This is a genomic window from Pseudomonas sp. SD17-1, from assembly GCF_029201585.1.
Classification (GTDB): Bacteria; Pseudomonadota; Gammaproteobacteria; order Pseudomonadales; family Pseudomonadaceae; genus Aquipseudomonas; species Aquipseudomonas palmensis.
Genome location: NZ_CP104044.1, coordinates 1152627 through 1167734 on the forward strand (window position 1 = coordinate 1152627; position 15108 = coordinate 1167734).

Below are 15108 nucleotides of genomic sequence, written 5' to 3' on the forward strand. Positions count from 1 at the left end.
CCGCACTTTTTTACCCACGCGTTGCCTAGGGTCACTTTCCCATGTTCAAGAAACTGCGTGGCATGTTTTCCAGCGATCTTTCCATCGACCTGGGCACTGCCAACACCCTTATTTACGTGCGTGAGCGCGGTATCGTCCTGAATGAGCCTTCGGTTGTGGCCATTCGTACTCACGGCAACCAGAAAAGTGTCGTCGCTGTCGGCACCGAGGCCAAGCGCATGCTCGGCCGTACGCCCGGCAACATCGCTGCCATTCGTCCGATGAAGGACGGCGTGATCGCCGATTTCAGCGTCTGCGAAAAGATGCTGCAGTACTTCATCAACAAGGTTCACGAAAACAGTTTTCTGCAGCCCAGCCCTCGCGTGCTGATCTGCGTTCCGTGCAAGTCGACCCAGGTAGAGCGCCGCGCCATTCGCGAGTCGGCCCTCGGTGCCGGTGCCCGTGAAGTGTTCCTGATCGAAGAGCCGATGGCCGCCGCCATCGGTGCCGGCCTGCCGGTCGAGGAAGCCCGTGGTTCGATGGTCGTCGATATTGGTGGTGGTACCACCGAAATCGCACTGATCTCCCTCAATGGTGTGGTGTACGCCGAATCCGTGCGTGTGGGTGGCGACCGTTTCGACGAGGCCATCGTCACCTACGTGCGCCGCAACTACGGCAGCCTGATCGGCGAGTCCACCGCCGAGCGTATCAAGCAGGAAATCGGTACTGCCTACCCGGGCGGCGAAGTGCGTGAAGTCGACGTACGCGGCCGCAACCTGGCCGAAGGCGTGCCACGTGCCTTCACCCTGAACTCCAACGAAGTGCTCGAAGCCCTTCAGGAATCGCTGGCGACCATCGTGCAGGCGGTCAAGAGCGCCCTGGAGCAATCGCCACCGGAGCTGGCTTCGGACATCGCCGAGCGCGGCCTGGTGCTGACCGGTGGTGGTGCGCTACTGCGCGACCTGGACAAGCTGCTGGCCCAGGAAACCGGCCTGCCGGTGATCGTCGCCGAAGACCCGCTGACCTGTGTCGCCCGTGGCGGCGGTCGCGCGCTGGAGATGATGGACAAACACACCATGGACCTGCTCTCCAGCGAGTGATTTGCTGACCGCCCACCCCGTCCCCCGGTTTACAGGTAGCGCCCACAGTGCTACCTGTATGTGCTGGTGGCGCGTGTGGGCGTCGTTTCCATCCATCCTGCAAGCAGGCCGGTGCGTTGCCGTATGAATGACCCCCTGAATCTTCGAGGAGCGGCCTATTAAACCGCTTTTCGCCAAAGGCCCTTCGCTGGGCGTGCACCTGCTTGTGCTGGTTGTGCTGTCTATCGCCCTGATGGTGGTGGACGCCCGCTTTACCTTGCTCAAGCCGCTGCGCAGCCAGATGGCGCTGGTGCTGATGCCTTCCTATACCATCAGCGACTTCCCGCAACGCATGTGGCAGGGCGTGGCCAGCCAGTTCGGCAGCCGCACCGAGCTGATCGCCGAGAACGAGAAACTCAAGACCGAAGCCTTGCTGCTGCAAGGTCGCCTGCAGAAGCTGGCGGCCCTGACCGAGCAGAACGTGCGCCTGCGCGAGTTGCTCAACTCCTCGGCACTGGTCAACGAGAAGGTCGAGGTGGCCGAGCTGATCGGCGTCGACCCCAACCCATTTACCCACCGCATCCTGATCAACAAGGGCGAACGCGACGGCGTGGTGCTGGGCCAGCCGGTGCTCGACGCCCGTGGCCTGATGGGCCAGGTGGTCGAGCTGATGCCGTACACCTCGCGGGTGCTGCTGCTCACCGACACCACCCACAGCATTCCGGTGCAGGTCAACCGCAACGGCCTGCGCGCGATTGCCAGCGGCACCGGCAATCCCGAACGCCTGGAACTGCGCCACGTGGCCGATACCGCCGACATCAAGGAAGGCGACCTGCTGGTCAGTTCCGGCCTGGGCCAGCGCTTCCCGGCCGGCTACCCGGTGGCCACGGTGCGCGAGGTGATCCACGACTCCGGGCAGCCGTTCGCCATCGTGCGGGCGGTGCCGACCGCGGCGCTCAACCGCAGCCGCTACATGCTGCTGGTGTTTTCCGACAGCCGTACCCCCGAACAGCGCGCCGCCGATGCCGCGCAGGCTCAGGAAGCGGCTGATCGCCAGGCGCAGAGCCCGATCGATGGCAGCATGCCGGCTGCCGCGCCGGGCACACCTGCCACACCCGCTGCGCCGGGCACGCCTGCGCCAACCCCTGCACCTGCTCCTGCCGCCGCGCCCGCTGCCCCTGCAGCCGCCCCGGCCACTTCTCGGGAGAGACACTGATGAGCAGTACCCGTAGCCGCAACGGTTGGGTGGTCTGGTTGACCTTCCTGATCGGCCTGCTGCTGAGCGTGTGGCCCACGCTGCCGTTCATGGAGATTTTCCGTCCGCTGTGGCTGGCCCTGCTGCTGGCCTTCTGGACGCTGCACCTGCCGCACAAGGTCGGCATGACCACCGCATTCGTGCTGGGGCTTGCCGAGGACGTGCTGTACGGCACGCTGCTGGGGCAGAACGCCCTGGTGCTGGTGCTTATCACCTTCCTGGTGCTGTCGCTGCAGCAGCGCCTGCGCATGTTCCCCATGTGGCAGCAGAGCCTGGTGATTCTGGTGATCTTCGGCCTGGCCCAGCTGGTTCAGCTGTGGCTCAGCGCCCTGACCGGCAACCGCCAGCCGACCCTGGCGCTGGTGTGGCCGGCGGTGATCAGTGCGCTGCTGTGGCCCTGGATCAGCTTCGCCTTGCGCGGCCTGCGCCGACGCCTGAGTATCAACTGATTCGCGTTGCCCACCGACGCTGACACGGAGACGTCACATGACCCCGCTGTACCTGGCCTCTGGTTCGCCACGCCGACGTGAGCTGCTCTCCCAGATCGGCGTGCCGTTCACCCCGGTGGCCGCCAGCATCGATGAAACCCCTCTGGATGCCGAACCGGCTGACGCCTATGTCGAGCGCCTGGCGCGCGAGAAGGCGGCTGCCGGCCTGGCGGTGTTGCGCGCCAGCGGCGTGGAAGGGCACCTGGCGGTACTGGGCGCCGACACTGCGGTGGTGCTCGACGGGCAGATCCTCGGCAAGCCGCAGGGGCAGGCCGACGCCCTGGCCATGCTGGCCGCATTGTCCGGACGCGAGCACGACGTGCTGACGGCAGTGGCGGTGACCGATGGCGAGCGCTGCCTGAGCGTGAACGTTGCCAGCCGCGTCAGCCTGCGCCCCATCAGCCCCGAACAGGCCCTGGCCTACTGGGCCAGCGGCGAGCCGCAGGACAAGGCCGGCAGCTATGCGATTCAGGGCCTGGCGGCAATTTTCGTCAAGGCGCTGCAGGGCAGCTACTCGGCGGTGGTCGGCTTGCCGTTGAGCGAAACCGCCGAGCTGCTGGAGCAATTTGCCATTCCCTGCTGGCAAGGCCTGCCGCCCCGTTGAGCGAGGAACTGCCCGTACCCCTTTAATTGCTCGCCAGCGACCGCCGGGCAATCCATCATTAGCTGAAGACCTTTGACGAGAGCCTGCCATGAGTGAAGAGATTCTGATCAATATCACGCCGATGGAATCACGCGTGGCGGTGGTGGAGAACGGTGTTCTTCAAGAGGTGCACGTCGAGCGCACCCAGCGGCGGGGCATCGTCGGCAACATCTACAAGGGCAAGGTGGTGCGGGTGCTGCCCGGCATGCAGGCGGCGTTCGTCGACATCGGCCTGGAGCGCGCGGCGTTCATCCACGCCTCGGAAATCTCCCAGCGCGAAGGCGCCAGTGTCGAGACCATCAGTGCCCTGGTGCACGAAGGCCAGAGCCTGGTGGTGCAGGTGACCAAGGACCCGATCGGCTCCAAGGGCGCACGCCTGACTACCCAGCTCTCGATCCCGTCGCGCTATCTGGTGTACATGCCGCGTACCAGCCATGTGGGCATCTCGCTGAAGATCGAGGACGAAGGCGAACGCGAGCGGCTCAAGCAGGTGGTCACCGACTGCATCGCCCAGGAAAACATCCAGGACGCCGGCGGGTTCATCCTGCGCACCGCGGCCGAGGGCGCCGGCGCCGACGAGATCGTCATGGACATCCGCTACCTGCGTCGCTTGTGGGACCAGATCGGCGCCCAGATCAAGACCGTTGGCGCACCCACCGAAATCTACGAAGACCTGGGCCTGGCCCTGCGTACCCTGCGCGACCTGGTCAACCCCAAGATCGAGAAGATCCGCATCGATTCGCGGGAAACCTTCCAGAAGACCACGCAGTTCGTCGCCGAGCTGATGCCGGAAATCGCCGACCGTCTGGAGCATTACCCGGGGGAGCGGCCGATCTTCGACCTGTATGGCGTCGAGGACGAGATCCAGCGTGCGCTGGAGCGCAAGGTGCCGCTCAAGTCCGGTGGCTACCTGGTGGTTGACCCGGCCGAGGCTATGACCACCATCGACGTCAACACCGGGGCCTTCGTCGGCCACCGCAACCTCGAAGAGACCATCTTCAAGACCAACCTGGAGGCTGCCACGGCGATTGCCCGCCAACTGCGCCTGCGCAACATCGGCGGCATCATCATCATCGACTTCATCGACATGGAAGACGAAGAGCACCAGCGCCAGGTACTGCGTACCCTGGAAAAACAGCTGGAACGTGATCACGCCAAGACCAACATCATCGGCATCACCGAGCTGGGGCTGGTGCAGATGACCCGCAAGCGCACCCGCGAAAGCCTTGAACAGGTGCTGTGCGAACCATGCGCCAGTTGCCAGGGCCGCGGCAAGCTGAAGACCCCTGAGACCATCTGTTACGAAATTTTCCGCGAGATCCTGCGCGAGGCCCGCGCCTACCAGGCCGAAGGCTACCGGGTGCTGGCCAACCAGAAGGTGGTGGACCGCCTGCTCGACGAGGAATCGGGCAACGTGGCGGAGCTGGAGGCATTCATCGGGCGAACCATCCGCTTCCAGGTGGAGTCCATGTATTCCCAGGAACAATACGATGTGGTGCTGCTCTGACTCGCGTTGAAACCTACCCTGCGCTGGAAAACTGCGCGTACCGGGCCATAGTTAACGGACCACACGGGGAGCCCTTGCCATGGAGCGTCTGATCCGCGTTCTGGGCATCTTGACCCGTTGGGGGCTTGGCCTGTGCGCCTTGCTTGCCGTGCTGGTGGCGTTGTACGTCAGCCTTGGCCGCGAGCTGGTGCCACTGGTTGCCGAGTACCGCGCCGAGGTGGAGCAGAAGGCCGAGGCCGCACTGGGCATGCCGGTGCATATCGGTGCCCTGGAAGGCCGCTGGAGCGGTCTTGCGCCGGTGTTGCGCGTGCGCGACGTGCAGCTGGGCGAAGGCGCCGGCGCCTTGCGCCTGGACGAGGTCAAGGTGGTGCCCGACCTGTGGGCCAGCCTGATGCAGCGCCAGGTCCGCCTGGCCCAGGTCGAACTGGGCGGCCTGCAACTGAACCTGCACGAAGATGAAAACGGTCACTGGAGCCTCAAGGGGCTGCCGGTGCAGGACGATCAGCCACTGGATGTACAGCAGTTGCTCGAACGCAGCCAGGTGGTGGCGAAGGTGTCGGTGCTCGACAGCCAGGTGACCCTGGAGCCGTTCGCGCATGAGCCGATGACCCTGACCTATGTGAGCCTCGGGCTGCAGACCGGCAGCGTGCGCCAGCGCCTGGATGCGCGTCTGACCCTGCCCGACGGCCAGCCGATGAGCCTGAGCCTGCGCAGCCGCGTGCGCGCCGACCAGTGGCGCGACGGTGCGGTGGATGCCTACCTCAGCCTGCCACAGAGCGACTGGGCCAAATGGGTGCCGGCGCGGCTGCTGGGCCCGTACACGGCCAGCGAACTGCGTGCCGGTGGCGAGGCCTGGGTAGGGTGGGGCAAAGGCCAGTTGCAGACCGCGACGCTGCGCCTCAACGCGCCCCAGCTCAAGGGTGCGCATGCCGGTCGCAAGGCGGTAAAGGTCGAGAACCTGGCGCTCAATGCCTGGTTCAGGCGTAGCGACAAGGGCTTTGACGTGGTGCTCGATTCCCTGGCCATGAGCCTGGGCGACACCCGCTGGGAATCCCGCGTTCAACTCAGGCAGAGCGCCGCCACCGAGCCGGCCGATGAAGTGTGGGCAATCCAGGCCGACCGCCTCGATTTGACCCCGCTGACCCCGCTGATTCAGGCGCTCGCGCCGCTGCCGGAGGCGGGCATGGCCGTGGTCGAGGGCCTCAAGGTCACCGGCGGCCTGCGCAATGTGCGCCTGGACGTGCGGCCCAGGGCCGAAGGCGATCAGCGCCTGAGCTTTGCAGCCAACCTGGACCGCGTCGGCTTCAATGCCTACCACGGCGCCCCCGCTGCCGGGAATGTCAGCGGCAGCATCAGCGGCGACCTGGGCCAGGGCGAGCTGCGCCTGGACACCGACAAGTTCATGCTGCACCTGACGCCGATCTTCGCCGACCCCTGGCATTACCTGAAGGCCAATGCACGCCTGACCTGGCGACTGGACTCCGAGGGTTTCACCCTGGTTGCGCCGTACCTGAAGGTGCTGGGTGACGAGGGCAGGATTGCCGGCGACTTCCTGATCCGGCTGCTGTTCGACGATGCACGCGAAGACTACATGGACCTGCGTGTGGGCCTGGTCGACGGCGATGGCCGCTACACCGCCAAGTACCTGCCCGAAGTGCTCAGCCCTGCGCTGGACCACTGGTTGCGCACCGCAATCCTCAAGGGCGCGGTGGATGAAGGCTACTTCCAGTACCAGGGCTCGCTGCACCACGGCGCGACCCCCGAGTCGCGCAGCATCAGCCTGTTCTTCAAGGTGCATGACGCCGAGCTGGACTTCCAGCCCGGCTGGCCCCACGTGAGCAAGGTCGATGGCGACGTGTTCATCGAGGACACCGGTGTGCGGGTCAAGGCGCGCAGCGGCCAGTTGCTCGGCACCCGGGTGCGCAATGTGGACGTGAACATTCCCCATGTGAACGAAGGCGAGCATACCCACCTGTACCTGGACGGAGAGTTCGACGGGCGCCTGGCCGACGGGGTGAAGATCCTGCAGGACGCGCCGATCGGTACCGGCCCGACCTTCGCCGGCTGGGAAGGCGAGGGCCCGCTGCAGGGCAAGCTCAAGCTCGATATCCCCCTGGAGCACGGCCAGCAGCCCAAGGTGCTGGTGGATTTCAGCACCGAACAGGCGCGCCTGAAGCTGAGTGAACCGCCGCTGGAGCTGAGCCAGTTGAACGGCACTTTCCGCTTCGACTTCGACAAGGGGCTCAGCGGCCAGAACATCACCGCGCGCGCCTTCGACAAGCCCATCAGCGCACAGATCTTTGCCGAGGGGCAGCCTGGGCAACTGCAGACCCGTATCGCCGCCAAGGGCCAGATCGCCTTGAAGGCGCTGACCGACTGGCTGAAATTCACCCAGCCCTTGCCAGCCTCCGGAGAAATCCCCTACCAGTTGCAGGTCAGTGTCGGCAGCCGCGAAAACCAGCTGAGCATCGACTCTACCCTCAAGGGCCTGAAAGTGGACCTGCCGGCGCCGTTCGGCAAGGCGGTCAGCGAAACCCGGGCCACGCAGTTCAAGATGAACCTGCAAGGGCCGCAACAGCGCTTCGATGTGGCCTACGCCGACGTCGCCAGGCTGGCCTATGCCGCGCCTGCCGGCAAGCTCGGCCAGGGGCGCGGTGAGCTGCTGCTGGGCAACGGCACGGCGCAACTGCCGGCCGGTCAGGGCCTGCGGGTGCGTGGCCGGCTCGCCCAGCTGGACATTGAGCCCTGGCAGAAGCAGTTCGAGCAGATGGCCGGTGACGATCCGGGCGGCAATGCCCGGCAGGTGCTCAACAGCGTGGACGTGAGCATCGGCCAGCTCAAGGGCTTTGGCCAGACCCTCAACCAGGCAGTGGTACGCCTGGACCGCGGGAGCAACTTCTGGAGCCTGCGCCTGGACAGCAAGGAGGTCATCGGCACGGCTCGCCTGCCCGATGCCAAGGGCGCCCCGATCGTGATCAACCTGCCGACCCTCCACCTGCCGCCGTCCGACCCGGCCGACGCCAGCGCAGTGGACGGACCGGACCCGCTGGCCGATGTCGACCCGCGCAAGATCCCGGCGATCGACCTGAGCATCGGCAGGCTGTTCCTTGGCGATGATCTGCTCGGCAGCGTCGCGCTGAAAACCCGTCCCACCTCCAAGGGTGTGGCCCTGAACGACCTGGACCTGAACCTCAAGGGCCTGGCGATCGATGGCACCGCTACCTGGGAAGGCACGCCGGGGCGCAGCGACAGCTGGTACAAGGGGCGCCTGGAAGGCAAGAACCTGGCCGATGTGCTGACCGCCTGGGGCTTCGCGCCGACGGTGACCAGCCGCGACTTCCGCCTGGACGTGGACGGACGCTGGCAGGGGTCGCCGGCCTGGGTCAGCCTCAAGCACTTCTCCGGCAACCTCGATGCCTTGCTGCGCAAGGGGCAGTTCGTCGAAGTGGAAGGCGGGGCGCAGGCCTTGCGCGTGTTCGGCCTGCTCAATTTCAACTCGATCGGCCGACGCCTGCGCCTGGACTTCTCCGACCTGCTCGACAAGGGCCTGAGCTACGACCGGGTCAAGGGCCTGCTGGTGGCAAGCGAGGGCGTGTATGTGACGCGCGAGCCGATCACCCTGACCGGCCCGTCCAGCAACCTCGAGCTCGATGGCACCCTGGACATGGTTCGGGACCGGGTCGATGCGACCTTGCAGGTGACCTTGCCGGTGACCAACAACCTGCCCCTGGCGGCGCTGATCGTGGGCGCGCCAGCGGTGGGCGGGGCGCTGTTCCTGGTGGACCGGCTGCTGGGGGATCGGGTGGCGCGCTATGCCAGTGTGCATTACCGCGTCGAGGGCCCGTGGAAAGAGCCTAAGATTAGCTTTATCAAACCTTTCGAGAAGTCGCGCTAGAACATGGACATGACGTCAGCGGTTATTCAGATGGTCAGCCAGGACGATGTGCCGGGCAACCTGGCGCGGGCCCGTGCCCTGCTGGAGCGGGCTGCCGAAGGGGGCGCGCGGCTGGCGGTGCTGCCGGAAAACTTCGCCGCCATGGGCCGGCGCGACAGCGCCGCCATCGGCCGGGCCGAGGCGCTGGGGGAGGGGCCGATCCTGCCATGGTTGAAACAGGCGGCCCGCGACCTCAGGTTATGGATTGTAGCGGGCACCTTGCCGCTGCCGCCGCTCGACCGGCCCGAGGCCAAAGCCCATGCCTGCTCCCTGCTGGTCGACGAGCACGGCGAGCAGGTGGCCCGCTACGACAAATTGCATCTGTTCGATGTGGATGTGGCCGACAACCGTGGGCGCTACCGCGAGTCGGACGATTATGCCCACGGCGCGCGGGTGGTGGTGGCCGATACCCCGGTGGGGCGCCTGGGCCTGAGCGTGTGCTACGACCTGCGCTTTCCCGAGCTGTACAGCGCGCTGCGTGCGGCCGGAGCCGAACTGATCAGTGCACCGGCAGCCTTTACTGCAGTAACCGGTGCGGCCCATTGGGACGTGCTGATTCGCGCCAGGGCCATAGAAACACAGTGTTACGTATTGGCGGCCGCCCAGGGCGGCACGCACCCGGGGCCACGGGAAACCCATGGCCATGCCGCCATCGTCGACCCCTGGGGGCGTATCGTTGCCCAGCAGGCCAGCGGTGAAGCGGTGCTGCTGGCGCCCCGCGACAGTAGCGAACAGGCGTCCATTCGGGCGCGGATGCCGGTGGCCTCGCACCGGCGCTTTTTTTCGCAGGACGCATTGCGGCCTGCGCACACCTCGGAGTGACTATGAGCGAGTTGTTATCCACTGTCAGCGATCACCTGCTGGCGCCGGGCGGCCTGACCCTCGACAGCCTGCAATCGGTGCTGGGCGAGTTGGCCGGGCCGGGAATCGACGCCGCCGACCTGTACTTCCAGGGCCAGATTTCAGAGTCCTGGGCGCTTGAAGACGGCATCGTCAAGGAAGGCAGCTTCAACCTCGACCAGGGGGTCGGGGTACGCGCCCAGTCTGGTGAAAAGACCGGCTTTGCCTACAGCAACGCGATCAACCTCGAAGCCCTGACTTCCGCTGCACGCGCCGCGCGCTCCATTTCCCGCGCCGGTCAGAATGGCAGCGTGCAGGCCTTCAAGAGCCAGGACGTGACCGCGCTGTATGCGCCGGGCAACCCGCTGGATGTGCTCAGCCGCGCCGAGAAGGTCGAGCTGCTCAAGCGTGTCGACGTGGCCACGCGTGCCCTGGACCCGCGTATCCAGCAGGTCAGCGTGAGCATGGCCGGGGTGTGGGAGCGCATTCTGGTGGCCGCTGCCGATGGCAGCCTGGCGGCCGACGTGCGGCCGCTGGTGCGCTTCAACGTCAGTGTGATCGTCGAGCAGAATGGCCGTCGCGAACGTGGCGGGCATGGCGGCGGCGGGCGCACCGACTACCGCTACTTCACCGACGAGCGGGTGATGGGTTTTGCCCGCGAGGCGCTGCGCCAGGCACTGGTCAATCTCGAGGCCATTCCGGCACCGGCCGGCACCTTGCCGGTGGTGATGGGCGCCGGGTGGTCCGGTGTGCTGCTGCACGAGGCGGTCGGGCATGGCCTGGAGGGCGATTTCAACCGCAAGGGCAGCTCGGCCTACAGTGGCCACCTGGGCGAGAAGGTCGCGTCCAGCCTGTGCACCATCGTCGACGACGGCACCCTCGAAGGGCGCCGCGGTTCGTTGAGCGTGGATGACGAAGGCACCCCGACCGAATGCACCACACTGATCGAGAACGGCATTCTCAAGGGCTACATGCAGGACAAGCTCAATGCCCGCCTGATGGGCATGGCAGTCACCGGCAACGGGCGGCGCGAGTCGTATGCGCACCTGCCGATGCCACGCATGACCAACACCTACATGCGCGCCGGCGAAAGCGACCCGGCGGAGATCATCGCCTCGGTCAAGCGTGGCATCTACTGCGCCAACCTCGGCGGTGGCCAGGTGGACATCACCAGCGGCAAGTTCGTGTTCTCCACCAGCGAGGCTTACCTGATCGAAGACGGCAAGATCACCGCGCCGGTCAAGGGTGCGACGCTGATCGGCAACGGCCCCGAGGCCATGAGCCGGGTGTCGATGGTCGGCAACGACCTGTCGCTGGACAGTGGTGTGGGTACCTGTGGCAAGGATGGGCAGTCGGTGCCGGTGGGCGTTGGCCAGCCGACCCTGAAGATCGATGCGATCACCGTGGGTGGCACGGGCGCATGAGCATGAAACCGGGCGGGCAGGGTGCCTGCCCGGTGGCGAGAATCAGCGCAGGCCGCGCTGGATTTCGTCGAGGTCGCGGATGTACTTGAAGATCTTGCGGCTGGCGGTGGGCGCCTTGTTGCGCGCCAGCTCGTGCTGGGCCTGGCGGATCAGCGAGCGCAGCTGCTGGCGATCGGCGTCCGGGTATTCCTGGACGAACTTCTCCAGTACGTCGTCGGTGCCGCCGATCAGCCGGTCGCGCCAGCGTTCGAGGTTGTGGAAGCGTTCGTTGTACTGGCGTGAAGAGGCGTCGAGCTGGTCGAGCAGCGCGAGGATCGCGTCGATGTCCTGGTCGCGCATCAGCTTGCCGATGAACGACTTGTGACGGCGCTTGGCTTCGTTTGCGGTGTGCCGCTTGTGCTCTTCCAGGGCCGCGCGCAGTTCGTCGGTCAAGGGCAGTTTGGCCAGGATATCGGGCTTGAGCGTGGTAAGGCGCTCGCCCATATCAACCAGCGCCTGCATCTCGCGCTTGATTTGGGTTTTGCTTTTTTCGCCGTCGAAGGCGGTGTCGTAAGAATCAACCATGGGGGCAGTCCGCTGAGAATCGCCGCCATGATAACCAGTCGGGGGCCGCTTGTCCGGTCCGGTCGTAGATTGACCCGAGCCGAACGCAGAATTTGAGTGGAGAAAACCATGAGTGCAGTCCAGAGCGTAGGTCCGCAGGCCCTGCCGGCGTTGCAGGAACAGGTCGAACAGATCATCGCCGAAGCCCGGCGCCAGGGCGCCAGCGCCTGCGAAGTGGCCGTATCGCTGGAGCAGGGGTTGTCGACCTCGGTGCGCCAGCGCGAGGTGGAGACGGTGGAGTTCAACCGCGACCAGGGCTTCGGCATCACCCTGTATGTGGGCCAGCGCAAGGGCTCGGCAAGCACCTCGGCCAGTGGCAGCGATGCCATCCGCGAAACCGTGGCGGCGGCCCTGGCCATCGCCAAGCACACCTCCGAGGACGAATGCTCGGGCCTGGCCGACCCGGCCCTGATGGCCCGTGACCTGCAGGACTTCGACCTCTATCATGCCTGGGACATCACCCCCGAGCAGGCCATCGAAAAGGCCCTGGCCTGCGAAGCCGCGGCGTTCGACACCGATGCCCGCATCAAGAACGCCGATGGCACCACACTCAGCACCCACCAGGGATGCCGGGTGTACGGCAACAGCCACGGCTTCATCGGTGGCTACGCCTCCACCCGCCACAGCCTGAGCTGCGTGATGATCGCCGAAGGTGACGGGCAGATGCAGCGTGACTACTGGTATGACGTGAACCGCCAGGGCGAGCTGCTGGCCGATCCGCAGAGTATCGGGCGTCGCGCTGCGCAGCGTGCGGCGGCGCGCCTGGGCGCACGTCCGGTGCCGACCTGCGAGGTACCGGTGCTGTTCTCGGCGGAGCTGGCCGGCGGGTTGTTCGGCAGTTTCCTGTCGGCGATTTCCGGCGGCAACCTGTACCGCAAGTCGTCGTTTCTGGAAGGCTGCATGGGCCAGCGCCTGTTCCCCAGCTGGCTGACTCTGGACGAGCGGCCGCACCTGCAGCGTGCCCTGGGCAGTGCCTCGTTCGATGGGGACGGCCTGGCGACCTATGCCAAGCCGTTCGTCGAAAATGGCGAGCTGGTGTCGTATGTGCTGAGCACCTATTCCGGACGCAAGCTGGGGCTGCCAAGCACCGCCAACGCCGGTGGCGTGCACAACCTGTTCGTGACGCATGGGGTCGAAGATCAGGCTGCATTGCTGCGCCGCATGGGGCGCGGGTTGCTGGTGACCGAGCTGATGGGGCATGGCTTGAACATGGTGACCGGTGACTATTCGCGCGGCGCAGCGGGGTACTGGGTGGAGAACGGCGAGATCCAGTTTGCGGTTCAGGAAGTCACGATTGCCGGCAACATGAAGGACATGTTCCAGCAGATTGTCGCTATCGGCAACGATCTTGAAACCCGTAGCAATATTCACACAGGCTCGGTGCTGATCGAGCGCATGACGGTCGCCGGCAGCTGACACCGCCGGCCTGTGCGCGGTCCCCGTAGGAGCCGGCGTTGCCGGCGGAGGGGCCACCTCAGGTTACACATCGAAGCCCGGCCCCGTGCCGGGCTTTTTGCTTTTCGCCTTTGGTCGCACTTGAACTGATTCTGATTATCACTTAATAATGACTATCATTATCTAGGCGATGATGTTCATGAGACCTGTCCTTCACGAATTGCCCTACCTCGAAAACTGGCGCTGGCTGAGCCGGCGAATTCGCTGTGCCCTCGAGCCCGACGAGCCGCGCCTGATCGAACACTACCTGGCCGAAGGTCGCTACCTGGTCTGCTGCACCGAGACCTCGGCCTGGACCGTCGCCTTGACTTCCTTCCGCCTGCTGCTCGACACCGCGTGCGACCGCATGCTGCCGTGGCATTGGCGTTGCTTGTGCCTGGACCAGGCCTGGAAGCCGCTGCTGCAGCTGCGCAAGCTCGACGGCGGCGAGCACGGCCAGCGCTGGCAGCCCTTCGCCCTGCAACTGGCGAACTGCACGCTGCTGCCTTCGATTTCTTTCGCTGAACTGATGCAAGGACTTGATGATGAGTAATACCCGTATCGAGCGTGACAGCATGGGTGAGCTGCAGGTGCCGGCCGAGGCCCTGTATGGCGCCCAGACCCAGCGCGCGGTGAACAACTTCCCGATCAGCCAGCAGCGCATGCCGACCCAGTTCATCCGGGCCCTGCTGCTGGCCAAGGCCGCCGCCGCCAAGGCCAACGTCGAGCTGGAGCAGATCAGCCAGGCACAGGGCGCTGCCATCGTCACCGCCGTGGAACAGTTGCTGGCTGGCGATTTCATGCAGCACTTCCCGGTCGACGTGTACCAGACCGGCTCCGGCACCAGCTCCAACATGAATGCCAACGAGGTGATCGCGACCCTGGCCAGCCGTGTGCTGGGCGACACGGTAAACCCCAATGACCATGTCAACTGCGGCCAGAGCAGCAACGACATCATCCCCACCACCATCCACGTGAGCGCCGCGCTGGCCCTGCACGAACAACTGCTGCCGGCGCTCAGGCACCTGGTGCAGGTGATCGAGCACAAGGCCGAGCAGGTGCACCCGTTCATCAAGACCGGTCGCACCCACCTGATGGACGCCATGCCCGTGCGCATGAGCCAGGTGCTGGGCGGCTGGGCGGCACAGGTCAAGGCGGGCATCGGTCACCTGAACGACACCCTGCCAAGCCTGCAGGCCCTGGCCCAGGGCGGCACTGCGGTGGGCACCGGGATCAACGCCCACCCCGCGTTCGCCGCGCGCTTCAGCCAGCAACTGAGCGGCCTGACCGGGGTGCAGTTCGTGCCGGGGGAAAACCTGTTTGCCCTGATCGGCTCGCAAGACACCGCCGTGGCTGTTTCCGGCCAGCTCAAGGCCACCGCCGTGGCCCTGATGAAGATCGCCAACGACCTGCGCTGGATGAACTCCGGCCCGCTTGCCGGGCTGGGCGAGATCGAGCTTGAAGGGCTGCAGCCCGGCTCCTCGATCATGCCGGGCAAGGTCAACCCGGTGATTCCGGAAGCCACCGCCATGGTGGCCGCGCAGGTCATCGGCAACGATGCGGCCATCGCCGTGGCGGGCCAGTCGGGCAACTTCGAACTGAACGTGATGCTGCCGATAATTGCGCAGAACCTGCTGGGCAGCATCGAGCTGATGGCCAATGTGAGCCGTCTGCTGGCCGACAAGGCCATCGCCACCTTCAAGGTCAACGAACCCAAGCTCAAGGAAGCCCTGGCGCGCAACCCGATCCTGGTGACCGCGCTGAACCCGATCATCGGCTACCAGAAGGCTGCCGAAATCGCCAAGACCGCCTACAAGCAGGGGCGCCCGATCATCGAGGTTGCGCTGGAACACACCGACCTGCCGCGCAGCCAGCTGGAAGTCCTGCTCGACCCTGAAAAACTCACGGCCGGCGGTATCTGA

At 65.7% G+C, this 15108-nt stretch carries 12 protein-coding genes; 11 read left to right on the top strand and 1 reads right to left on the bottom strand.

Annotation, left to right across the window (positions count from 1 at the left end):
• Nucleotides 1-41: 41 nt before the first annotated feature.
• The 8 genes from mreB (at nucleotide 42) to tldD (ending at nucleotide 11149) form a co-directional block, all read left to right on the top strand.
• Nucleotides 42-1079, top strand: coding sequence for a rod shape-determining protein MreB (gene mreB / locus N0B28_RS05095; protein ID WP_008371426.1), 1038 nt, complete (start codon nucleotides 42-44; stop codon nucleotides 1077-1079).
• A gap of 205 nt (nucleotides 1080-1284) precedes the next feature.
• Nucleotides 1285-2274: a rod shape-determining protein MreC gene (mreC, locus tag N0B28_RS05100; protein WP_235593716.1), complete on the top strand. Its 990-nt coding sequence runs from the start codon at nucleotides 1285-1287 to the stop codon at nucleotides 2272-2274.
• Nucleotides 2274-2762 carry a rod shape-determining protein MreD gene (mreD, locus tag N0B28_RS05105; RefSeq protein ID WP_043862475.1) on the top strand — a complete coding sequence of 163 codons (489 nt, stop codon included), beginning with the start codon at nucleotides 2274-2276 and terminating at the stop codon, nucleotides 2760-2762. Before mreC ends, mreD begins: the two co-directional genes overlap by 1 nt.
• 37 nt (nucleotides 2763-2799) lie before the next feature.
• On the top strand, nucleotides 2800-3405 hold the full coding sequence (locus N0B28_RS05110) for a Maf family protein (protein WP_043862474.1): 606 nt from the start codon (nucleotides 2800-2802) through the stop codon (nucleotides 3403-3405).
• An 88-nt stretch (nucleotides 3406-3493) separates the two neighbouring features.
• Nucleotides 3494-4951 carry a ribonuclease G gene (gene rng / locus N0B28_RS05115; protein ID WP_043862473.1) on the top strand — a complete coding sequence of 486 codons (1458 nt, stop codon included), beginning with the start codon at nucleotides 3494-3496 and terminating at the stop codon, nucleotides 4949-4951.
• A 79-nt stretch (nucleotides 4952-5030) separates the two neighbouring features.
• Entirely contained in the window at nucleotides 5031-8846 is a 3816-nt protein-coding gene (locus tag N0B28_RS05120) for a YhdP family protein (protein ID WP_275730714.1), read from the top strand.
• A gap of 9 nt (nucleotides 8847-8855) precedes the next feature.
• Nucleotides 8856-9707 (top strand): carbon-nitrogen hydrolase family protein, encoded by an 852-nt coding sequence (locus tag N0B28_RS05125; RefSeq protein ID WP_054916383.1) that lies wholly within the window; start codon nucleotides 8856-8858, stop codon nucleotides 9705-9707.
• A gap of 2 nt (nucleotides 9708-9709) precedes the next feature.
• Nucleotides 9710-11149, top strand: a complete 1440-nt coding sequence (tldD, locus tag N0B28_RS05130; RefSeq protein WP_043862470.1) for a metalloprotease TldD — start codon at nucleotides 9710-9712, stop codon at nucleotides 11147-11149.
• Nucleotides 11150-11191: 42 nt separating this feature from the next.
• On the opposite strand, the gene yjgA is transcribed toward tldD, so the two are convergent.
• A complete protein-coding gene (yjgA, locus tag N0B28_RS05135; protein WP_043862469.1) occupies nucleotides 11192-11713 on the bottom strand; it encodes a ribosome biogenesis factor YjgA in 522 nt (173 codons plus the stop codon).
• A 108-nt stretch (nucleotides 11714-11821) separates the two neighbouring features.
• On the opposite strand from yjgA, the gene pmbA reads away from it, so the two are divergent.
• From pmbA to N0B28_RS05150, 3 genes are all read left to right on the top strand, one after another.
• Nucleotides 11822-13168 (top strand): metalloprotease PmbA, encoded by a 1347-nt coding sequence (pmbA, locus tag N0B28_RS05140; RefSeq protein ID WP_043862468.1) that lies wholly within the window; start codon nucleotides 11822-11824, stop codon nucleotides 13166-13168.
• Between the two features lie 169 nt (nucleotides 13169-13337).
• Nucleotides 13338-13739 (top strand): hypothetical protein, encoded by a 402-nt coding sequence (locus tag N0B28_RS05145; protein WP_043862467.1) that lies wholly within the window; start codon nucleotides 13338-13340, stop codon nucleotides 13737-13739.
• Nucleotides 13732-15108: a class II fumarate hydratase gene (locus tag N0B28_RS05150; protein WP_043862466.1), complete on the top strand. Its 1377-nt coding sequence runs from the start codon at nucleotides 13732-13734 to the stop codon at nucleotides 15106-15108. The genes N0B28_RS05145 and N0B28_RS05150 overlap by 8 nt, the downstream gene beginning before the upstream one ends.